Genomic DNA, 20,194 nt, shown 5'->3' on the forward strand with positions numbered 1-20,194 from the left:
CCGGCATGCAGCGCGCACAGCGGCCCGCCGGCCTGGCCGGCCACGCGCCATCCGCCCGCTGCTGCTCCTCGCCGGTTCCCTTGCGGCATCACCACTCCCGCCTGGCGCTTCGACGCCAACTGGATCGCGTGGCAATCGGCGTGCCTGACGTTCCCGGAGGCGACCGCCAGAATCGCCCGATGGCCCATTCCGCCGCGGCGCGCGTCTTGATTTTCGGTGCGACCGGCACGATCGGCCAAGCCACTGCGCAGGCGCTGCGGCGCAGCGGTCGCGAAGTGGTCGCGGTCGTGCGCGCACCGCCGGCAGGGCGCGCAGCGGCCGTACATGGGCAAGCGCTCCGGCGGCTCGCCGGCGTCGAGCTGCGCGTCGCCGATGTCACCGATCCGTCGTCGCTGCTGCGCGACGGCCTGCGCGGCGAGCGCTTCGACGCGGTCGTCTCCTGCCTCGCCTCGCGCACCGGGGCGCCGCGCGACGCCTGGGCCATCGACCACGGCGCGCAGCTCAACGTCCTGCGCGCGGCGCAGGCCGCGGGGGCCGCGCAGTTCGTGCTGCTGTCGGCGATCTGCGTGCAGAAGCCGCGGCTCGCTTTCCAGCACGCGAAGCTCGCGTTCGAGAAAACGCTGGTCGAGTCGGGCATCGGCCACTCGATCGTGCGGCCGACGGCCTACTTCAAGTCGCTGTCGGGGCAGGTCGATCGGCTGCGGCGCGGCCGGCCCTTCCTGGTCTTCGGCGACGGCCGGCTCACCGCCTGCAAGCCGATCGCCGACGAGGATCTGGCCGACTACCTTGCCGGCTGCCTCGACGATCCGGCGCGGCGCAACCGGATCCTGCCGATCGGCGGGCCAGGGGAGGCGGTCACGCCGCGCGAGCAGGGCGAGCGGCTGTTCGAACTGCTCGGCATGCGGCCACGGTTTCGCGAGGTGCCGCTCGCGCTGCTCGACGGCGTGATCGGCGCGCTGGCGCTCGCCGGCCGCATCGCGCCTTCGCTCGCCGGCAAGGCCGAGCTCGCGCGCATCGGCCGCTACTACGCGAGCGAATCGATGCTCGTCTGGGACGCACAAGCCGGCCGCTACGACGCGGCCGCGACGCCCTCGACCGGCACGCGCACGCTGTTCGACTTCTACGCGGCGCTGCTGAAGGGCGATGCCGCGGCGCCCGAACGCGGCGACCACGCCGTGTTCTGAACAAGACGCGCGGCGACCACGCCGTGTTCTGAACAGGACGCGCGGCGACCACGCCGTGCTTTGTCGGAATGCCGGCGCGACGCCGCGGCGTTCCGGCTCAGATCTCGAGGTTGTCGATCAGGCGGGTGCGGCCCAGCTTCGCGGCGGCCAGCGCCACCAGCGGCTCGCCGGCCGCAAGCTGCGCGGCATCGGGCACTTGCAGATCGTGCCGGCAGCGCACCGCGACGTAGTCCGGCGCCCAGCCGCGTTCGCGCAGCACCTCGAGCGCGCGGCGCTCGACCGCGTCGAGCTCGCAGTCGCCGCCGCGCACGTGGCCGCGAACCGTGTGCAGCATGCGCGACAGGTTCACCGCTTCGGCGCGCTCGGCGTCGTCCAGGTAGCCGTTGCGCGAGCTGAGCGCGAGGCCGTCGTCGGCACGGCTGGTTTCGCCGGCGACGACGTCGATGGGCAGCGCGAACTGCCGCACCATGCCGCGCAAGACCATCAGCTGCTGGTAGTCCTTCTTGCCGAACACCGCGAGCTGCGGCCGCACGCACTGGAAGAGCTTCATCACCACCGTGCACACGCCGGTGAAGAAGCCGGGGCGGAACGCGCCTTCGAGGATGTCGGCCAGCTCGGGCGGCGGCACGACCTTGTAGCCCTGCGGCTCGGGGTAGAGCTCGGCCTCGTCGGGCGCGAAGACGACATCGCAGCCGCGCGCTTCGAGCAGCCTGCAGTCGGCTTCGAGCGTGCGCGGGTAGCGGTCGAAGTCCTCGTGCGGCGCGAACTGCAGGCGGTTGACGAAGATGCTCGCGACGACCCTGCCGCCCGTGCCGCAGCGCTGCCGCGCCAGATCGACCAGCGCCAGATGGCCTTCGTGCAGGTTGCCCATCGTCGGCACGAAGGCGATCGGCGCGCGCCCAGCGAGTACAGCGCGCAGATCTCGAATGGAATGAACGACGTTCATCGCTCGAGCTCTTCAACCAAGCGGCCGCCGCGGATCCGGCTTTGCCGGTCCGTCAGCAGCGCCCCCTCGAGGGGGAGCGGCGAAGCCGCAACGGGGGTGGTCAACATCAGTAGGCGTGCAGCGCCGGATCGGGAAAGCTGCCGTCCTTCACCGCCTTCACGTAGCGCGCGACCGCGTCCTCGATCGACGCCGCGCCCTCCATGAAGTTGCGCACGAAGCGCGGCAGCCGGCCCCTCGTGACGCCGAGCATGTCGTGCAGCACCAGCACCTGGCCGGCGGTGCCCGGGCCGGCGCCGATGCCGATCGTCATCAGCTGCGGGTTGTCGGCCTGCACCTGCGCGGCCACGGCGCTCGGCATCAGCTCCAGCACCATCATCGCGGCGCCGGCGTCGGCCAGCGCCTTGGCGTGCTGGCGCAGCGTTTCGGCGCCCGCCGCGTCCTTGCCCTGGATGCGGTAGCCGCCGAGCGCATGCACGCTCTGCGGCGTGAGGCCCAGGTGCGCGCACACCGGCACGCCGCGCTCGACGAGGAAGCGAACCGTCTCGGGCGTCCAGCCGCCGCCTTCGATCTTGACCATCTGCGCGCCCGCGGCCATCAGCGTGCCGGCGTTGCGCAGCGCCTGGACGGGGTTCTCCTGGTAGCTGCCGAAGGGCATGTCGGCAATCAGGAACGCGCCCTTGACGCCGCGCGATGTGGAGCGCGTGTGGTAGCCGATCTGCTCCATCGTCACCGACAGCGTGCTCGGCTGGCCCTTGAGCACCATGCCGAGCGAGTCGCCGACGAGGATGGCGTCGACGCCGGCCGCGTCCACCAGCGCGGCGAAGCTCGCGTCGTACGCGGTGATGACGGCGATCTTCTCGCCGCGGGCGTGCATCTCGCGCAGGTGGTGCAGGGTAATCGCCTTGCGCGCCGGCGTGCCGGCGCCGGCCTGGGCGGGAGATTGCTGGCTGCTCATCGGCGCTCCTCGTCAACTGGGCGTGTAGGCCAGCCTCACGTACAGCGGCGCGAAGGCCTCGGCCTGCGTGATCTCGATCAGATGCTCGCGCGCAAGCTCAAGCATCGCGATGAAGGTGACGACCAGCACCGGCACGCCACGCCGCACGTCGAACAGGTCCTCGAACTCACAGAAGCGCCGGCCCTGCAGCCGCTTGAGCACGATGCTCATGTGCTCGCGCACCGACAGCTGCTCGCGCGTGATGTGGTGGTGCGCGACCAGCTTCGCGCGCCTGACGATGTCGAGCCAGGCGAGCCGCAGTTCGTCGATGTCCATCTCCGGCCAACGCGGTTGCAGCGCCGCTTCGACGTGCACCTGCCCGCGCAGGAAATCGCGGCCGATCTGCGGCAGCGCGTCGAGCTTGGCCGCCGCGAGCTTGATCTGCTCGTACTCGAGCAGCCGCCGGACGAGCTCGGCGCGCGGGTCCTCGGGCTCCTTGCCTTCTTCGGCGCGCTTGGGCGGCAGCAGCATGCGCGACTTGATCTCGATGAGCATCGCCGCCATCAGCAGGTATTCGGCCGCGAGTTCGAGGTTGCGCTTCCTGATCTGCTCGACGTAGGTGAGGTACTGGCGGGTCACGTCCGCCATCGGGATGTCGAGGATGTTGAAGTTCTGCTTGCGGATCAGGTAGAGCAGCAGGTCGAGCGGACCTTCGAAGGTCTCGAGGAAGACCTCCAGCGCGTCGGGCGGGATGTAGAGGTCGGTCGGCAGCGCGAACAGCGGCTCGCCGTAGAGGCGGGCCAGCGCGATCTGGTCGACCGGGGCGTCGTCGTCGTCGCCGGCGAGGGCCGCGTCGGCGCGCGGTGCGGCCGGCTCGGCCGCGAGGGCTGCCCGATTGCTCACCGGCTCCGACCTCGACGCAAACCTCAGCCCTTCGTCTGGTAGACGTAGGGCTGCTGCGCGACGCGCGCCGCGCGAGCGGCCTCGGCCTGCTCGCGGTCGGTGCTGCGATCCCACAGCAGGCCGCGGCCCTGGCGCTGGCGTTCTTCGAGCTGCGGATCGCGCTGCTTCAACGTGTCGATGAACTCGGTCACGTCGGATCGGTAGGGCTTCCAGAAGAGCGGCATGGCGTGGGGCTCGCGCAAGGGGCGGCCAGTGTAGCCAGCGCGTCTCTCGGCCATGGTGGCGCGGCCCGGGTCGCTTTGCGATAGTCGGCCGATGGGTGAAGTCGAACTCAAGCTGCAGGTGCCGGCCGCGGCCCTGCCGGCGCTGGAACGGGTGCTCAAGTCCGCGCCCTCGAAACTCACGCGGCTGCAGGCCACCTATTTCGACACGCCGGAGCGCGCGCTCGCGCAGGCCGAAGTCGCGCTGCGGTTGCGCAAGGAAGGCCGGCGCTGGGTCCAGACGCTGAAGGCCGGTGCGGCGCACGGGATCGAGCGCGCCGAGCACAACGTGCCGGTCGCGCTCGCAGCCGGGCTGCAGCCGGCGCTCGATGCGCAGCGCCATGCGGGCACGCCGGCCGGGGAGGCGCTGGCGGCCGCGCTGAAGCAGGCGACGCCGCGCTGGATCGCCGTCTACACGACCGACATCCGCCGGCGCCACCGCCTGCAGCGCACGCGGCTCGGCGTCGTCGAACTCGCGCTCGATCGCGGCGAGATCCGCGGTACCGGCCCCGACGGCATCGAGCGCCGATGGCCCGTCTGCGAGCTGGAGGTGGAGCTGGTGTCCGGCTCGCCGCTCGCGGTGCTCGACGTCGCACGCCGCCTCGCGGCGAAGCACGGCCTGTGGCTGGACGCGCGGACCAAGGCCGAGCGCGGCGAGCGCCTCGCGCAGGGCCGCGTGCCGGTGCCGGCCGCCAGGGCCGCCGCGGTCGAGCTGCGCAAGGCGATGAGCCCGCACGAAGCCTGGCAAGCGGTGCTGCGTCAGGTGCTCGCGCACGCGCTGCCGAACTGGAGCGAGGTCGCGGCCGACGACGGCGCCAGCGCGCCGCAAGCGGACCACGTGCACCAGCTGCGCGTCGCGCTGCGCCGGCTGCGCTCGGCCGAGCGGCTGTTCGCCGCCTGGCCGGGCATCGACGAGCCGCGCTGGCGCGACGGCGTCGCGGCGCTGTTCCGCCAGCTCGGCGAGGTGCGCGACCGCGACGTGCTGGCCGGTGGCCTGCAGCGGCAGATCGACGCGGCACTGGTCGAGGCCGGGCAGGCGCCGGCGGTGCCGAGCGAGGCGGCACCGGGCGGCATCGAGCCAGCGGGCCTGCACGCGCACGGCCTCGCGCTGATCGACCTGCTGGCCGACGCGCATGCGCCGCTGTTGCCGGCCGAGGGCGGCGAGCCGGCGGCCCTGCCGCAGCGCATGGCCGAGCGGCTCGACGCCTGGCACGCGCAGATCCGGCGCGCCGCGCGTCGCTTCGACCGGCTCGACGACGCCGATCGCCACCGCCTGCGCAAGCGGCTCAAGCGGCTGCGCTACGCGATCGAGTTCGGCGAATCGCTGTTCGCCGCGAAGGCGGTCGAGCGCTACCTGAAGCCGATGCGCGTGGCGCAGGAGCGGCTGGGCGAGTTTAACGACGTCTGCGTCGCGCAGGCCGCGTACCAGCAGCGCGCGGCAGCCGGCGAGGCGCAGGCCTGGTTCGCGCTGGGCTGGCTCGCGCAGCGACGCGGTCAGGTGCTGCGCGACGCCGGCAAGGCCTTGAGGGCGCTGCGCAAGGCCGAGCCGTTCTGGCCGCGTTGAGCGCGCCGGCGGCGCACCGACTTCAGCGGATGCGCAGGCCGGGCAGCGCGCCCGGTGTGGGCTCGAGCAGCCAGAGCCCGGGGTGCGCCTTCTCGTCGGCATGCGACGCGGCCAGCACCATGCCTTCGCTCACGCCGAACTTCATCTTGCGTGGCGCCAGGTTCGCGACCATCACGGTGAACTTGCCGACCAGCTGCTCGGGCGCGAACGCCGACTGGATGCCGCTGAAGACCGTGCGGGGGTTGGCCTCGCCGACATCGAGCGTGAGCTTGAGCAGCTTGCTGCTGCCCTCGACCCGCGCGGCATCGACGATCTTCGCCAGGCGCAGGTCGATCTTCGCGAAGTCGTCGATGCCGATCGTCGGCGCGATCGCTTCGCCGCCGGGCAGGTCGGGGGCGGTGCTGCCGTTGGGTTTTTCGGCGGCCGGCGCGGGCGCCGGCGCCGGCGCGCCGAGCAGGACTTCGAGCTGCTTCGCATCGACGCGCTGCATGAGGTGCGTGTAGCTGCCGATGCGGTGCGCGCCCAGCGGGCGCGCGCTGTCCGCGAAGCAAAGCGGATCGATGCGCAGGAAGGCCTCGACCTCGCGCGCCAGCGCCGGCAGCACCGGCTTGAGGTAGACCGTCAGCAGGCGGAAGGCCTCGATGCACGTGCTGCACACGTCGTGCAGCCGTGCCTCCTGGCCGGCGAGCTTCGCCAGCTCCCACGGCTTGTTCGCATCGACGTACTCGTTGACGCGATCGGCGAGCGCCATCGCCTCGCGCAGCGCCTTCGCGTAGTCGCGCGCGTCGTAGAGCGCCGCGATCGCACCGCTCGCGCCGCGCAGGCCCTCGAGCAATGCCATGCCGTCGGCCGAAGGCTGCGCCAGCAGGCCGTCGAAGCGCTTCGCGATGAACCCGGCCGCCCGGCTCGCGATGTTGATGTACTTGCCCACCAGATCGCTGTTCACCCGCGCGACGAAGTCCTCCGGGTTGAAGTCGATGTCCTCGACCCTGCCGTTCAGCTTCGCGGCCAGGTAGTAGCGCAGCCACTCCGGGTTCATGCCGAGCTCGAGGTAGCGCAGCGGGCTGATGCCGGTGCCGCGGCTCTTGCTCATCTTTTCTTCCTTCACGGTGACGAAACCGTGCACGAAGACGTGGTCGGGCGTCTTGCGGCCGCTGAAATGCAGCATCGCCGGCCAGAACAGCGTGTGGAAGTAGGTGATGTCCTTGCCGATGAAGTGAACCTGCTCGGTCTGCGGGTCGGCCATCAGCGCGTCGAAGTCGATGCCGCGCTTCGCGCAATAGGCCTTCAACGAAGCGAGGTACCCGATCGGCGCGTCGAGCCAGACGTAGAAGTACTTGCCCGGCGCGTCGGGGATCTCGATGCCGAAGTAGGGGGCGTCGCGGCTGATGTCCCAGTCGGCCAGGCCGCCGTGGCCCAGCTCGTCGGGCGAGAACCACTCCTTGATCTTGTTGAGCACCTCGGGCTGCAGCCGCGGCTGGCCGGTCAGCGGCGAGTTCTCGTGCGTCCACTGGCGCAGGAAGTCGAGGCAGCGATCGGAGCTGAGCTGGAAGAAGTGGTGCTCGCTCGACTTCATCACCGGCGTCGCGCCGCTCAACGTGGAGTACGGGTGCTTGAGGTCGGTCGGGGCATAGACGGCGCCGCAGTTTTCGCAGGAGTCGCCGTACTGGTCCTTCGTGCCGCACTTCGGGCATTCGCCCTTGATGTAGCGGTCGGGCAGGAACATGCCCTTGACCGGGTCGAAGAACTGCTCGATCTCGCGCGTGTAGATCAGCCCGGCGCGGCGCAAGGCGCGGTACACGTCCTGCGCGAGCTCGTGGTTCTCGGGTGCGTCGGTCGAATGCCAGTGGTCGAAGCCGATGTGGAAGCCGTCAAGGTACCTGCCGCGGCCGGCGGCGATCTCGGCGACGAATTCCTGCGGCGTCTTCCCGGCCTTCTCGGCCGCGATCATGATCGGCGCGCCGTGCGCATCGTCGGCGCCGACGAAGTGCACCGTGTGGCCCTGCATCCGCTGGAAGCGCACCCAGACGTCGGCCTGGATGTACTCCATCATGTGCCCGATGTGGAAGGGCGCGTTGGCGTAGGGCAGGGCGGTGGTGACGAACAGCTGGCGCGGCATGGTGAGGCTCGATCCGAAGGCGCGATGCTAAGCGTCGGGCTCCCCACGACGCGTTCCGGCAGGCGCCGAGCACCGCCGGCGTCGCTCGATAATCCGCCGCCGCCCGGCGGCTCCCCGCTCCCCATCCCCGCGCGCATGAACGGCCGTCTCCACCTGTCCTGGCGCTTCCCGCTCGCCTTCGGCGCGCTGCTCGCCTGCCTGGTCATGCTGCTGTGGCTGGGCTGGCGCGCGCAGGACGAGCTCGCCGGGCTGCAGCGCCTGCGGCTGCAGAGCGAACAGGTGCTGGCGACGCTCGAGGCGATCGAGCGCGAGGCGGTGCCCGAGGCCAACGTCGCGCTGTGCGCCTCCGTCGGCGCTCCGGTCGGCACGGCGCGGCCGGCGGTCGATCCGGCCCCGCTGCTGGCCAAGCTGCGCGGCTGGTTCGACGAGCCGAGCGCCCAGTCGCAGCGCGTCGACTCCTTGGCCGCCGCGCTCACCGAATGGCGGCTCGCCTACGCCGCACCGCTGGAAAAAGCCTGTGCCGACGGCCAGCGCCTGGGCGCCGCCTACGTGCAATCGCTGCTGCGCGTGGCGGTGCCGAACCGCGAGCGCGTGCGCACCGAGCTCGAGGCGCTGCGCCGCATCGAGCTCGGCCTGCAGGCCGAGCGCTCGATGCGCGCCGAGACCGCCGCGCAGTCGAGCCGGCGCACCTTCGCGCTGGTCGCGCTCGTCTCCGTGGTGCTGGGCGTCGCGGCGCTGCTGTCGATGCGCAGCCTGGGCGCGCAGGTCGCCGACGCCGAACGCCGGCTGCGCCGCGAAGCCACCCAGCGCGGCATGACCGAGGAGCAGCTCAACGAGACCCAGAAGCGCCTGCGCATGCTGCTCGAGCACTGCGCCGACGCGGTGCTCGCCTTCGATGCCCGCGGCAAGCTGCAGTGGATCAACCCGGCCGCCGAGGCGCTGTTCCACCGCTCGCGCGCGGCGCTGGCGGGCGAGTCGGTCGGCCAGCTGATCCCCGACCTCGACGGCGACCTCGACTGGCCGGTGACCCGCCCGCTGGCCGAGACCGACGGCCTGACGCCGCAGCCCTGGAGCACGCGGCGCGAGACGGTCGAGGGCACGCGCGCCGGCGGCCAGAGCTTCGCGCTCGACATCGTGCTGGTGCAGATGCGCCACGAGGGCGGGCGCATCGGCCTGGTGCTGTGCCGCGACCGCACCGAGGCCGAGCGCGTGCAGCGCCTGAAGCGCGAGTTCGTCGCGCTCGTCGGCAAGGACCTGCGCGAGCCGCTCGGCCGCATGCAAGCCGCCGTCGCCGCGGCCGGCGCGACGCCGGTGCTCGAAGCCGGCCTGCGCCAGCAGCTCGCGATGGCGCGCGCCGACGGCGAGCGCACGATCGAGATGCTCGAAGACGTGCTCGAGCTCGAACAGCTCGCCTCGGGCGACCTGCCCACGCGCATCGAGCCGCTCGACCTCGTCGGCGTCGCACGCGAAGCCTTGGCCGGCGTCGCGGCCCGCGCCGCGCGCCAGCAGGTCGTGCTGCTGCCGCAGTTCGAGGCCCGCCCGCTGCCGGTGATGGCCGACGCGCGCCAGCTCGCCGAGGTGCTGCGCCGCCTGCTCGTCTGCGCGATCGACGCGACGCCTGCCGGCGGCGACGTGCAGCTGATCGCCGCCGCCACGCCGCAGGGCCAGGCGCAGATCGCCGTGGTCGACAGCGGCAGCCGGCCGTCGGCCGAGTTCATCGAGCGCGCCTTCGAGCCCTTCCCCGACACCGAGCCCGCGGGCGTCCGCGTGCGCGGCGGCAACGGCGTCACGCTCGCGGTCTGCCGCGGGCTGCTGCAGCAGATCGGCGGCGAGCTGGCGATCGAGCCGGTGCCGGCCGACCGCGGTGCCCGCGCGCACTTCTCGCTGCCGTTGCGCTCGATCGCGCGCGTGGCCTGATGGAGCTCGACGCCGACGCGGCGGCGCGCCGCGACGCGGGCCGCCGCGTCGTCGATGCGCTCGTCGACTGGCAAGAGCGCCGCGCCGCCGCGCCGATCTTCCAGCCGACGCCGCCGGCACGCATCGACGCGCTGCTCGCGACGCCGCCGCCCGAGCCGCCCGGCGACCTCGACGCGCTGCTCGCGACGCTGCTCGCCGCGGCCGACGGCGGCTGGAACAAGTCAGACGGCGGCGACCTCGCCTACGTGCCCAGCGGCGGCCTCGCGAGCGGCGCGCTGGCCGCGCTGCTGGCCGCCGGGCTGCACCCCTTCACCGGCGCGTGCGACGAGGCGCCGGCGCTGGTGGCGCTGGAAGAGGGCGTGCTGCGCTGGCTGGCCGGCGTGTTCGGCCTGCCGGCCGCGAGCGAGGGCCTGCTGCTGTCGGGCGGCTCGCTCGCGAACCAGACGGCGATCGTCTGCGCGCGTGAGGCGTGCGCTTCGCCGGACGGCGCGCGCGAGGCGGCGGCCTTCGACGCCACGCGGCATGTCGCCTACCTCTCCGAGCGGGCGCATCACTCGCTGGCAAAAGCGCTGCGGCTCGCGGGTGTGCCGGCCGCGGCGCTGCGGCAGGTCGCGACCGACGGCGCGACGCGCATCGACCTGGCCGCGCTGCGTGCGCAGATCGCGGTGGACCGCGCGGCCGGACGCGTGCCGTGGCTCGTCGTCGGCACGGCCGGCAGCACCGACACCGGCGCGATCGACGATCTCGCGGCGCTCGCCGCCATCGCGCGCGAGGCGGGCTGCTGGTTCCACGTCGACGCGGCCTACGGCGGCATGTTCGCGTTGACGGCTCGCGGCCGCGAGCGGCTGGCCGGCATCGACGCGGCAGACTCGATCACCGTCGATGCGCACAAGGGCCTGTTCCTGCCTTACGGCGTCTCGGCGCTGCTGGTGCGCCGGCCCGGCGCGCTCGGGCGTGCCCACGCCGGCGTCGGCGCCTACCAGCGCGGGCTGCCGGAGCCCGACGGCCTGCCGCACTACTTCCAGCGCGGCCCCGAACTCACGCGGCCGTTTCGCGGCCTGCTGCTGTGGCTGCCGCTGCAGTTGCACGGCGTCGCGGCGTTCCGCGCCGTGCTCGACCGCTCGCTCGACTTGGCGCAGGAGGCCGCCCTGCGGCTCGCGCGCGTGCCGGGCTTGGCGCTCGCCGGCGGCGCGCCGGCGCTGTCGATCGTCGCGTTTCGCGCGACGGCGGGCGACGTGCAGACGCAGGCGGTCGTCGACGCGATGAACGGCTGCGGTCGGCTGCACGTGTCGAGCACGACGCTGTTCGGCCACGCGGTCGCGCGGCTCGCCTTCCTGCATCCGCGCACGACGCGCGCGCACCTCGACGAGGCGATCGCCATCGCCGAACGCACGCTGGCGCAAGCCCTTGCGCGATAACCCTGCCCGAAGCGACGGGGCACCGCCGCCTAGACTCGCGGAACCCGTTTGCACAAGCCCATGAGCCTCACCGAAAGCCTCGTCACCGACGCGATCAAGACCGTCGTCGATCCCCACACCGGCCGCGATTTCGTCACCGGCCGGCAGGTCCGGAACCTCAAGCTGGAGGGCGGCGACGTGAGCTTCGACGTCGAGCTCGGCTACCCTGCCAAGAGCCAGCTTCCGGCGCTGCGCAAGCGCCTGATCGCCGCGGTGCGCACGCTGGCGGGCGTCGAGAACGTCAGCGTCAACCTGAGCAGCAAGGTGATCGCGCACGCGGCGCAACGCGGCGTCGCGCTGCTGCCGCGTGTGAAGAACATCGTCGCGGTCGCGTCGGGCAAGGGCGGCGTCGGCAAGAGCACCACCGCGGTCAACCTCGCGCTCGCGCTGGCGGCCGAAGGCGCGTCGGTCGGCGTGCTCGACGCCGACATCTACGGCCCCAGCCAGCCGATGATGCTGGGCATCGAGGGCCGGCCCGAAAGCGCCGACGGCCAGACGATGGAGCCGCTGGAGAACTACGGCCTGCAGGTCATGTCGATCGGTTTCATGATCGAGCCCGACAACCCGATGGTCTGGCGCGGCCCGATGGCCACGCAGGCGCTCGAGCAGATGCTCAAGCAGACCAACTGGCGCGACCTCGACTACCTGATCGTCGACATGCCGCCCGGCACCGGCGACATCCAGCTCACGCTGAGCCAGCGCGTGCCGATCACCGGCGCGGTCATCGTCACGACGCCGCAGGACATCGCGCTGCTCGACGCGAAGAAGGGCTTGAAGATGTTCGAGAAGGTCGGCGTGCCGATCCTCGGCATCGTCGAGAACATGGCGGTGCACGTGTGCCCGAACTGCGGTCACGTCGAGCACATCTTCGGCGCCGACGGAGGCAAGCGCATGGCCGAGCAGTACGGCGTCGATCACCTCGGCGCGCTGCCCTTGAACCTGTCGATCCGCGAGCAGGCCGACGCCGGCCGGCCCACCGTGGTGAGCGAGCCCGACGGCGAGATCGCCGGGATCTACAAAGCCGTCGCGCGCCGCGTCGCGGTGAAGATCGCCGAGAAGGCCAAGGACTACTCGGCCAAGTTCCCGACGATCACGATTTCGAAGAACACCTGATCGTGAACGCTCGGCCGTCGATCGCGCTGGCGGTGGTGATGCAGCGGATCGCCCAGCCCAACCGCTGGGAGGACTGGCAGCACAAGGTCGTCGAGGTCACGCGCGACGAAGGCGCCTACGGCAGCGAGCCGCGCAAGCTGCACGACGACGGGCGCTGCTCGCAGTGGCTGCACCCGGGCTTCACGCTCGAGCTGTTCGCCGACGAATGCAAGGGCTACTTCCTCAACCTCACCTCGGGCCGGCCGACCTGGTTCGTGCCCTGGCGGCTCGACGAGGGCGATGCATCGATCGCGCGGCCGCAGCAGGTGAGCGTCTCCTACATCGAGGCCGACCGCTGGATGTCGGCCGACGAGCGCGTGGACAGCCTGCCGCTGCCCGACGAAGTCTGCGAATGGCTGCGCGTGTTCACCAACGCGAACTTCAAGCCCGACGAGACGCGCCGGGTGCGTGCGCACTCCTTCCTCAGCCCCGAGGAACGCGACAAGCTGGTGCGGCCATGAGCGATCGGCCCGACGGTTTCCTCGCGCGCTGGTCGCGGCGCAAGGCCGACATGAAGGCGGGCCGCGAGGCCCTGCCGGAACGGCTCGCGCCGGCGGTCGCGCCTGCGCCACCCGTGCACGCCGAGCTCGTCGAAGCGCCGCCGGCCGCCGCCCCCGCGCAAGCCGGCCCCGAGGCGCCGCCTTCGCCGCCCGCGCCGACGCTCGACGACGTCGCCGCGCTCGGCAAGGACTCCGACTACACCCGCTTCGTCGCCCCCGACGTGGACGCGAAGGTGAAGAACGCCGCGGTGAAGAAGCTGTTCGCCAGCGACCCGCACTTCAACGTGATGGACGGGCTCGACATCTACATCGACGACTACAACAAGAGCGAGCCGCTGCCGCGTTCGATGCTGCGCCAGCTCGCGAGCGCGCGCGCGCTCGGCCTCCTCGACGACGAGCTCGAAGAGCAACCCAAGCCGGAATCAACGACAAGCCATGAGCCAGACGCTGATCTGCAACTGCAACCGGACGATGCCGCTGGACGCGGCGGCGCTGGGCAGCTCGACGATCCACCAGACCCTGTGCCGCCGCGAGGCGCCTGAGTTCCAGCGCGCCGCGAAGTCGGGCGAGGACCTCGTCGTCGCCTGCACCCAGGAGCGCCGGCTGTTCCTGGAGCTCGCCGAGCAGACCGCCGGCGCGCCGGGCCTGGCCGAGCGGCCGATCCGCTTCGTCGACATCCGCGAGACCGGCGGCTGGTCGAAGGACGCCAAGCAGGCGATGCCGAAGATCGCCGCCTTGCTCGCGGCGGCGCAGTTGCCGCAGCCGGAGCCGGTCGCCATCGTCACCTACCGCAGCGGCGGGCGCTGCCTGGTGGTGGGCGCGCCCGAGGCGGCGGAGCGTGCCGCGGCGCTGCTCGGGCCGGGCTTGCACGCGAGCCTGCTGGTCGAAGGCCGCGGTCGGCTCGATCAGCGCCGCGAGCGCCCCGCGCATGCCGGCCGGCTCGTGCGACTGGTCGGCTGGCTCGGCGCCTTCGAGGCGACGTGGAGCGCCGGCAACCCGATCGACCTCGACCTCTGCACCCGCTGCAACGCCTGCATCGACGTCTGCCCTGAAGGCGCGATCGACTTCTCGTACCAGATCGACCTCGACCGTTGCCGCGGCCACCGCGAATGCCTGCGCGTCTGCGAAGCGGCCGGCGCGATCGACTTCCAGCGCCCGGCGCATGAGACGACCGAGCGCTTCGACCTGGTTCTCGACCTGCGCGCCGAGCCGGCCTTCACCCAGCACGCGCCGCCGCAGGGCTATTTCCACGCGCCCGACGAGCGCGCGCTGTTCGACGCGGTGCTCGCGCTGCGCGATCTCGTCGGCGAGTTCGACAAGCCGAGGTTCTTTCACTACAAGCCCAAGCTCTGCGCGCACAGCCGCAACGAGCAGATCGGCTGCACCGCCTGCATCGACGTCTGCTCGGCGCGCGCGATCCGCAGCGAGGCCTCGCTGAAGGGCCGCGCGATCGGCGGGCCGCGGCGCAGCGGCGCGACCCCGGCCACGCCGCAGGCCGGCGGCCTGGGCGGCGGCATCGCGGTCGAGCCCTATTTGTGCGTCGGCTGCGGCGCCTGCACCACGGTGTGCCCGAGCGGCGCACTGGCCTACGCGACGCCGAACACCGTCGACCACGGCAAGGCGCTGCGCACGCTGCTCGGGAGCTTTGCTGCGGCCGGTGGCCGCGACGCGGCGCTGTTGCTGCACGGCGAGCAGGGCGGCGCCCGGCTCATCGAAGCGCTGGGCCGCGCGGCGCGCACCGATGCCGCGGTGCACGGCGTGCCGGCGCGCGTGATCCCGCAGCCGGTGTGGCACGTCGCGAGCGTCGGCATCGACCTGTGGCTGGCGGCGATCGCGATGGGCGCGAGCCAGGTCCTCGTGCTTGCCACCAACGAGGAGGCGCCCGGGTACCGCCAGGCGCTGCGCGAGCAGATGGCGGTGGCGCAGGCGGTGCTGAGCGGCCTGGGCTATGCCGGCGTGCACCTGCGGCTGATCGAGGCGACCGACGTGGCCGCGCTCGACGCGGCGCTGCGCCTGCCGCCGGCGCAGACGGTTCCGCGCGCCGCGACGATCTCGACGCAGGCCGACAAGCGCTCGACGCTCGAACTCACGCTCGATCACCTGCTCGCGCAAGCGCCCGCGGCTGCGCCGGAGGCGATCGAGCTGCCCGCCGCCGGCGCGCCCTTCGGCACGCTGCTCGTGGACACCGACAAGTGCACGCTGTGCCTCGCCTGCGTGGGCGCCTGCCCCGAGAGCGCGCTGGCCGACAACCCGGACGCGCCGCAGCTGCGCTTCGTCGAGAAGAACTGCGTGCAGTGCGGGCTGTGCGCGCGCACCTGCCCGGAGGACGCGATCCGCCTCGCACCGAGGCTGTGGCTCGCCGACGGCGGCAAGGCGCGCAAGCAGCTGCGCGTGCTCGCCGAGGCCAAGCCCTACGGCTGCATCCGCTGCGGCAAGCCCTTCGGCACGCTGAAGGCGATCGAATCGATGATCGAAAAGCTCGCCGGCCATTCGATGTTCCAGGGCGCCGCCGCCGAGCGCCTGAAGATGTGCAGCGACTGCCGCGTCATCGACATGCACACGAACCCGAACGAAGTGCGGATCACCGACCTGTGAGGAGCCGATGAGCGAGGCCGCCGCCAACGTGAAGCTGATCGACCGCGACGAAGGCGAGGAGCTGCAGCGCGCCGAGCTGTACGGCCTGCTCGCGCGGCTGTGGATCGCGCCGCCCGACGCCGAGCTGCTGGCGCGCTTCGCGGTCGCGGTGACCGAAGCGCCGCAGCCCGGCGGCTTTCTCGAAGCGCCCTGGCAGGCGCTGGTCGCGGCGATGCGTGCGAGCAGCGTCGAGGCGGCGGCGGCGGAGCACGACACGCTGTTCAGCGGCGTCGGCAAGCCCGACATCTTCCTGCTCGGCTCCTTCCACCTCGCGGGTGCGCTCAACGAGAAACCGCTGGTCGCGCTGCGCGAGGACCTCGCCGCGCTCGGCCTCGCTCGCGATGCGCAGGCGGCCGACCGCGGCCTCACCGAGGACCACGTCGCCTTCCTGTTCGAGGTGATGCGCTACCTGATCGCCGGCGACGACCTCGCGGTGTGCAACCTCGAACGGCAGCGCCAGCTGTTCCGTACGCACCTGCAGCCCTGGGTCGGCACGGCGCTCGCCGATGCGGTCGAGCAGCATCCGCGCGCGAAGCTCTATGCGGCGCTCGCCGGCTTCACCCGCGCCTTCATGCAGGTGGAGACGCAGGGCTTCGACATGATCGAGTGAGCCGCGGGTTCCTGATCGCGCGGCGCCGAGCGCTTCGCCTCGCGCCGGGCTCGTCGGTCAGGTCGGGCCGAGCGCAGCCAACTGCCCGATGAGCGCCGCCTCGTCGCGGGCTTCGAGGCAGCGCAGATCCAGCCGCAGCGCGCCGTCCTCGATGCGCGCGATCACCGGTACCGGCAGCGCGCGCAGCGCGGCGGCGACGCGATCCGGGAAGCTGCCGGCGCGCTTGGCGCCGGCGGGCGCGGCGATCGACAGGCAGGCGCTTGGCAGCCGATCGACCGGCAGCGAGCCGCTGCCGATCTGGCTCTTGCAGGCGAGCACCTGCACCGTCGCGCGGTCGCCGAAGGCGCGCGCGAAGGCGGGCGCGAGCCGCTCGGCCTGGGCCTGGATCTGCGCCTGCGGCCGCGTCAGCAGCCGCAGCGCCGGCAGCCGCTCCGCGAGCCGGTCGGGGTCGCGGTAGAGCTTGAGCACCGCTTCGAGCGCGGCGAGCGTCATCTTGTCGAGCCGCAGCGCGCGCTTGAGCGGGTGCTTGCGGATCTTCGCGAGCAGCGCCTTGTCGCCGACGATCAGCCCGGCCTGCGGCCCGCCCAGCAGCTTGTCGCCGCTGAACGTGACGACGTCGACGCCGGCGGCGATCGACGCCTGCGGCGTCGGCTCGGCCGGCAGGCCCCAGCGCGTCATGTCCACCAGCGAGCCGCTGCCGAGGTCCTCGACCATCGGCAGGCCGCGCGACCGGCACAGCGCGGCCAGCCCGTCGAGCGGCGCGCTGGCGGTGAAGCCTTCGATCGCGTAGTTGCTCGCGTGCACCTTCATCACGAGGCCGGTCCGCGGGCCGATCGCGGCCTCGAAGTCGCGCAGGTGGGTGCGGTTGGTGGTGCCGACCTCGACCAGCTTGGCGTTCGCCCTGCGCATGATGTCGGGGATGCGAAAGGCGCCGCCGATCTCGATCAGCTCGCCGCGCGAGACCAGCACCTCGCGGCGATCGGCCAGCGCCGCCAGCACCAGCAGCACCGCGGCGGCGTTGTTGTTCACCGCGGTCGCGGCCGGCGCGCCGGTCAGTTCGCGCAGCAGGCCTTCGATGGCGTCGTCGCGTTCGCCGCGCACGCCGCGGGCGAGGTCGTATTCGAGGTTGCCCGGCGAGCGCATCAGCGCCGCGACCGCCTCGATCGCCTCCTCGGGCAGCGGCGCGCGGCCGAGGTTCGTGTGCAGCACCGTGCCGGTCAGGTTGAACACCGGCCGCAGGTGTGGCGTGGCGCGGGCGGCGAGCACCGCGTCGCAGCGCTGCTCGAAGGCGGCGATGTCGAAGGGCTTCGACGGATCGGCGCGCCATGCATCGAGCAGGCCGCGCGCGGCGGCGGTCACTTCCGTGCGGCCGTGCACGTCGATCGACGCGCGCAGCCGAGGCGAGTCGAGCAGCTTGTCGAGCGAGGGTGGCCGTGCTGCGTGTTCCATGCGAGATGACCTATGGAGGAGTGCGGCTTAACCGGGCGGCCGCCGCGGATCCGGCTTCGGCGGGCCGCCAGCGGCACCCCTTGAGGGAGAGCGGCGAAGCCGCAACGGGGGCGGGTCCATCAGCTGGCGGAAGAGGGTGGGAGTCGAACCCACCTGGGACCGCGAGGCAGCCCCACCCGGTTTTGCAGACCGGACGCCCCACCGGGGGACGTTCCTCCTCCTTGTTCAGCCGGCGTCGAACATCGCGGTGGCGTTGCGCCGGATCTTGCGGCCGACCGGATCGCGTTTGGTGAAGCCGATGTGGTCGAAGAACTCTACCAACGGCATCGAAAGGTGACGGCTGATGCCGGTGGTCTCGCGGAAGGTCTTGACGTTCAGGCGCCGGTGCTCGTCGGCCTCGGCGAGCGACTGGGCGCGCGTCGCCAGTTCGCGAAGATGCGCGGCGAGGATGAAGTACTCGGCGCCCACCTCGTAGACGAGCCCCAGCCGCGCCGCCTTGCGCAGCAGGCGGGTGACGGCTTCGCGGTGCAGCGAACGGTCGCGCGCGAGCATGTCGCTCAGCTTCGGCGGGTGGTTCCAGCCGCCCTCGCCGAGCCAGGGCGCCAGCCGTTCCCAGAGCTTGCGGTCGGCGCCCTGCAGGCTGGCCTCGTGGCCGGCGAGGCGCAGGTAGGGGCCGCCGCGCTCGAGGTCGCGCGCGCCGATCAGCTCGCGCAGCAGCGCGGCGAACACCGGCTGCGGCGGGCGCGGCGCGGTCATCGCGCGATGCAGTTGCTCGGCGGTCATGCCGGGGCTGTCGGGCGTGCGCTTGTGGTGGTTCGTCAGCACCTCGCGCAGCCGCATCGAAAGCCGCTCGATCTGCGTCGGCGCGAACGCGAGCGCGCCTTCGGCCTCGCTGCGCAGGCTGCGATGCGGCACGTCGCGTGCGAGCGCCTCGGCCTCGGGCGGCGGCAGGTTCCACAGCGTCGCGAAGCGCGCAAGCGCGACGCCCTCGGGCGGCTCCAGCGCAAGCAGCGCGGCCAGCGCCTCGGCTGCGGTCGGCTGGGACAGCGCCGAAAGCGCTGCCGGCCGATCCCGCCGGCGCCGCCGCAGCGAGCCGGCGAAGGCGTCGAGCACCACGCCGCCGCCGAGCGTGCGCAGCGCCGACTGGTCGCGAAGGATGAAGCGGTCGCCGTGCAGCGCGCCGATCGGGCGCTGCAGTTCCAGCTGCACGAACGCGCTCGTGCCGGGCGCGACCGGTTCGCTCTCGATCAGGACGACGCGCGCGCTGACATCGACCGCGCCGAGGTGCAGATGCAGCGGCGTCCAGTGCGCGAGCGGCTGCGCTTCGCCGGCGAGCAGGCGGATGCGCGCGTCGATGCGGCGCGTGGGTGCGTGGATCGCCTCGGCGACGATCCAGTCGCCGCGCGCGATCTCGGTCTTCTCGACGCCGGCGAGGTTCAGCGCGAGCCGCTGGCCCGCGCCGCCTTCGCGCGCCTCGCGGTTCTGCGCATGCAGCCCGCGCACGCGCACCGGCTTGCCCGACGGCGAAACGACGAGCTTGTCGCCGACCGCCACGCGGCCGGCTGCGGCGGTGCCGGTGACGACCGTGCCGATCCCGGCCAGCGAGAAGCTGCGATCGACCGCGAGCCGGAACTGCCCCGTCGCAGGCCGCGCCGGCAGTGCCGCGGCGGTGTCGCGCAGGTGCGCTTGGAGCGCCTCGATGCCGGCGCCGGTGCGTGCGGACACCGGCAGCAGCGGCGCCTGGGCGAGCGAACTCCCGGCGAGCAGCGCGCGAAGCTCGGCGCCGACGTCGTCGAGTCGCGCCGGCGACACCCGGTCGCTCTTCGTGATCGCGACCACGCCGCTCGAAAGACCGAGCAGGTCGAGGATCGCGAGGTGCTCCCGCGTCTGCGGCATCGGCCCGTCGTCGGCCGCGACGACCAGCATCACGTGGTCGATGCCGCTGGCGCCGGCGAGCATGTGGCGCACCAGCTTCTCGTGGCCCGGCACGTCGACGAAGCCGAGCGTGTGGCCATCGGCCGTGCTTGCGTAGGCGAAGCCGAGGTCGAGCGTGATGCCGCGTGCCTTCTCTTCGGCGAGACGGTCGGTGTCGGTGCCGGTCAGCGCCTTCACCAGCGAGGTCTTGCCGTGGTCGATATGACCTGCGGTGCCGATGATCAATGCCGTCCTGCCTCGTCGCTGTGCGAGGCATGTTAGCCACGCGCCTCGGGCTCCCCGGCGCGGGTGCATGTCTAGGGACAAACAGGGATTGCGACGGCAGGGGCTTATGCATGCAATTAACGAGTGAGGTCGCGCGGTTCGCGCCTCCACGTCGCAGCACCCGATGGAGTACCCGATGCGTGACACGAACAAGCCGTCCTCCGGGCGGCGCGCTGTGCTGGCGGGCGCCGGCGTCGCCGGAGTCCTGGGTGCGGCCGCGGCCGTGATGCCGGGCGCGAAGCAAGGCGACGCGGCGCAGGCCGCGGCGGCCACCGCGCCCCAGCGCGATGCCGCCCCCGGCTACCGCCTCACCGAACACGTCCAGAGCTACTACCGGACCGCCAGGGTCTGACTCACACGCGAGGA

Annotated in this window: 17 protein-coding genes and 1 tRNA gene; 10 read left to right on the top strand and 8 right to left on the bottom strand. The window is 72.5% G+C overall.

What is annotated here, in order from left to right:
* Positions 1-179 precede the first annotated feature (179 nt).
* On the top strand, positions 180-1,184 hold the full coding sequence (locus VFR90_RS12015) for an NAD(P)H-binding protein (protein ID WP_326406374.1): 1,005 nt from the start codon (positions 180-182) through the stop codon (positions 1,182-1,184).
* A gap of 97 nt (positions 1,185-1,281) precedes the next feature.
* Here VFR90_RS12015 and panC read toward each other — a convergent pair whose 3' ends face one another.
* From panC to VFR90_RS12035, 4 genes are all read right to left on the bottom strand, one after another.
* Positions 1,282-2,130, bottom strand: coding sequence for a pantoate--beta-alanine ligase (gene panC, locus VFR90_RS12020; RefSeq protein ID WP_326406375.1), 849 nt, complete (start codon positions 2,128-2,130; stop codon positions 1,282-1,284).
* Positions 2,131-2,236: 106 nt separating this feature from the next.
* Positions 2,237-3,085, bottom strand: a complete 849-nt coding sequence (panB, locus tag VFR90_RS12025) for a 3-methyl-2-oxobutanoate hydroxymethyltransferase (RefSeq protein ID WP_326406376.1) — start codon at positions 3,083-3,085, stop codon at positions 2,237-2,239.
* A 12-nt stretch (positions 3,086-3,097) separates the two neighbouring features.
* Entirely contained in the window at positions 3,098-3,967 is an 870-nt protein-coding gene (locus tag VFR90_RS12030) for a segregation and condensation protein A (protein ID WP_326406377.1), read from the bottom strand.
* Positions 3,968-3,990: 23 nt separating this feature from the next.
* Complete coding sequence (locus VFR90_RS12035; RefSeq protein ID WP_326406378.1) at positions 3,991-4,191, bottom strand: DUF3460 family protein; 201 nt, start codon at positions 4,189-4,191, stop codon at positions 3,991-3,993.
* A 91-nt stretch (positions 4,192-4,282) separates the two neighbouring features.
* Between VFR90_RS12035 and VFR90_RS12040 the strand changes: the two genes are divergently transcribed.
* Positions 4,283-5,791 (top strand): CYTH and CHAD domain-containing protein, encoded by a 1,509-nt coding sequence (locus tag VFR90_RS12040; RefSeq protein ID WP_326406379.1) that lies wholly within the window; start codon positions 4,283-4,285, stop codon positions 5,789-5,791.
* A 22-nt stretch (positions 5,792-5,813) separates the two neighbouring features.
* Here the strand turns inward: VFR90_RS12040 and metG are convergent, their stop codons facing one another.
* Complete coding sequence (metG, locus tag VFR90_RS12045; RefSeq protein ID WP_326406380.1) at positions 5,814-7,910, bottom strand: methionine--tRNA ligase; 2,097 nt, start codon at positions 7,908-7,910, stop codon at positions 5,814-5,816.
* Between the two features lie 135 nt (positions 7,911-8,045).
* Between metG and VFR90_RS12050 the strand changes: the two genes are divergently transcribed.
* The 7 genes from VFR90_RS12050 to VFR90_RS12080 are packed head-to-tail and all read left to right on the top strand — an operon-like array spanning position 8,046 to position 16,180.
* Positions 8,046-9,827 carry a sensor histidine kinase gene (locus VFR90_RS12050; protein ID WP_326406381.1) on the top strand — a complete coding sequence of 594 codons (1,782 nt, stop codon included), beginning with the start codon at positions 8,046-8,048 and terminating at the stop codon, positions 9,825-9,827.
* The gene (locus tag VFR90_RS12055; protein ID WP_326406382.1) at positions 9,827-11,245 is read left to right on the top strand and encodes a pyridoxal phosphate-dependent decarboxylase family protein; all 1,419 of its coding nucleotides are present in this window, start codon (positions 9,827-9,829) and stop codon (positions 11,243-11,245) included. The genes VFR90_RS12050 and VFR90_RS12055 overlap by 1 nt, the downstream gene beginning before the upstream one ends.
* Before the next feature lie 60 nt (positions 11,246-11,305).
* The gene (gene apbC, locus VFR90_RS12060) at positions 11,306-12,397 is read left to right on the top strand and encodes an iron-sulfur cluster carrier protein ApbC (protein ID WP_326406383.1); all 1,092 of its coding nucleotides are present in this window, start codon (positions 11,306-11,308) and stop codon (positions 12,395-12,397) included.
* 2 nt (positions 12,398-12,399) lie between these two features.
* A complete protein-coding gene (locus VFR90_RS12065) occupies positions 12,400-12,897 on the top strand; it encodes a DUF3305 domain-containing protein (protein WP_326406384.1) in 498 nt (165 codons plus the stop codon).
* On the top strand, positions 12,894-13,478 hold the full coding sequence (locus tag VFR90_RS12070) for a DUF3306 domain-containing protein (RefSeq protein WP_326406385.1): 585 nt from the start codon (positions 12,894-12,896) through the stop codon (positions 13,476-13,478). The genes VFR90_RS12065 and VFR90_RS12070 overlap by 4 nt, the downstream gene beginning before the upstream one ends.
* Complete coding sequence (locus tag VFR90_RS12075) at positions 13,372-15,531, top strand: 4Fe-4S dicluster domain-containing protein (RefSeq protein WP_326406386.1); 2,160 nt, start codon at positions 13,372-13,374, stop codon at positions 15,529-15,531. Before VFR90_RS12070 ends, VFR90_RS12075 begins: the two co-directional genes overlap by 107 nt.
* 7 nt (positions 15,532-15,538) lie before the next feature.
* Positions 15,539-16,180, top strand: coding sequence for a TorD/DmsD family molecular chaperone (locus VFR90_RS12080; protein WP_326406387.1), 642 nt, complete (start codon positions 15,539-15,541; stop codon positions 16,178-16,180).
* A 57-nt stretch (positions 16,181-16,237) separates the two neighbouring features.
* Here VFR90_RS12080 and selA read toward each other — a convergent pair whose 3' ends face one another.
* The 3 genes from selA to selB form a co-directional block, all read right to left on the bottom strand.
* Entirely contained in the window at positions 16,238-17,629 is a 1,392-nt protein-coding gene (gene selA, locus VFR90_RS12085) for an L-seryl-tRNA(Sec) selenium transferase (protein ID WP_326406388.1), read from the bottom strand.
* 124 nt (positions 17,630-17,753) lie between these two features.
* A tRNA-OTHER gene (locus VFR90_RS12090) sits at positions 17,754-17,850 on the bottom strand.
* Between the two features lie 4 nt (positions 17,851-17,854).
* Complete coding sequence (gene selB, locus VFR90_RS12095) at positions 17,855-19,789, bottom strand: selenocysteine-specific translation elongation factor (RefSeq protein ID WP_326406389.1); 1,935 nt, start codon at positions 19,787-19,789, stop codon at positions 17,855-17,857.
* Positions 19,790-19,964: 175 nt separating this feature from the next.
* Between selB and VFR90_RS12100 the strand changes: the two genes are divergently transcribed.
* Positions 19,965-20,180: a formate dehydrogenase gene (locus VFR90_RS12100; protein WP_326406390.1), complete on the top strand. Its 216-nt coding sequence runs from the start codon at positions 19,965-19,967 to the stop codon at positions 20,178-20,180.
* Positions 20,181-20,194: the final 14 nt, after the last annotated feature.

It is taken from the genome of Methylibium sp. (genome assembly GCF_035762065.1).
Taxonomy (GTDB): domain Bacteria; phylum Pseudomonadota; class Gammaproteobacteria; order Burkholderiales; family Burkholderiaceae_C; genus Methylibium.

What these genes read in the sequence shown, in the direction of transcription:
- VFR90_RS12015 (WP_326406374.1), top strand. Translation starts at nt 180, where the DNA reads ATGGCCCATTCCGCCGCGGCGCGCGTCTTGATTTTCGGTGCGACCGGC.
- panC (WP_326406375.1), bottom strand. Translation starts at nt 2,130, where the DNA reads ATGAACGTCGTTCATTCCATTCGAGATCTGCGCGCTGTACTCGCTGGG.
- panB (WP_326406376.1), bottom strand. Translation starts at nt 3,085, where the DNA reads ATGAGCAGCCAGCAATCTCCCGCCCAGGCCGGCGCCGGCACGCCGGCG.
- VFR90_RS12035 (WP_326406378.1), bottom strand. Translation starts at nt 4,191, where the DNA reads ATGCCGCTCTTCTGGAAGCCCTACCGATCCGACGTGACCGAGTTCATC.
- VFR90_RS12040 (WP_326406379.1), top strand. Translation starts at nt 4,283, where the DNA reads ATGGGTGAAGTCGAACTCAAGCTGCAGGTGCCGGCCGCGGCCCTGCCG.
- metG (WP_326406380.1), bottom strand. Translation starts at nt 7,910, where the DNA reads ATGCCGCGCCAGCTGTTCGTCACCACCGCCCTGCCCTACGCCAACGCG.
- VFR90_RS12050 (WP_326406381.1), top strand. Translation starts at nt 8,046, where the DNA reads ATGAACGGCCGTCTCCACCTGTCCTGGCGCTTCCCGCTCGCCTTCGGC.
- VFR90_RS12055 (WP_326406382.1), top strand. Translation starts at nt 9,827, where the DNA reads ATGGAGCTCGACGCCGACGCGGCGGCGCGCCGCGACGCGGGCCGCCGC.
- apbC (WP_326406383.1), top strand. Translation starts at nt 11,306, where the DNA reads ATGAGCCTCACCGAAAGCCTCGTCACCGACGCGATCAAGACCGTCGTC.
- VFR90_RS12070 (WP_326406385.1), top strand. Translation starts at nt 12,894, where the DNA reads ATGAGCGATCGGCCCGACGGTTTCCTCGCGCGCTGGTCGCGGCGCAAG.
- VFR90_RS12075 (WP_326406386.1), top strand. Translation starts at nt 13,372, where the DNA reads ATGAGCCAGACGCTGATCTGCAACTGCAACCGGACGATGCCGCTGGAC.
- VFR90_RS12080 (WP_326406387.1), top strand. Translation starts at nt 15,539, where the DNA reads ATGAGCGAGGCCGCCGCCAACGTGAAGCTGATCGACCGCGACGAAGGC.
- selA (WP_326406388.1), bottom strand. Translation starts at nt 17,629, where the DNA reads ATGGAACACGCAGCACGGCCACCCTCGCTCGACAAGCTGCTCGACTCG.
- VFR90_RS12100 (WP_326406390.1), top strand. Translation starts at nt 19,965, where the DNA reads ATGCGTGACACGAACAAGCCGTCCTCCGGGCGGCGCGCTGTGCTGGCG.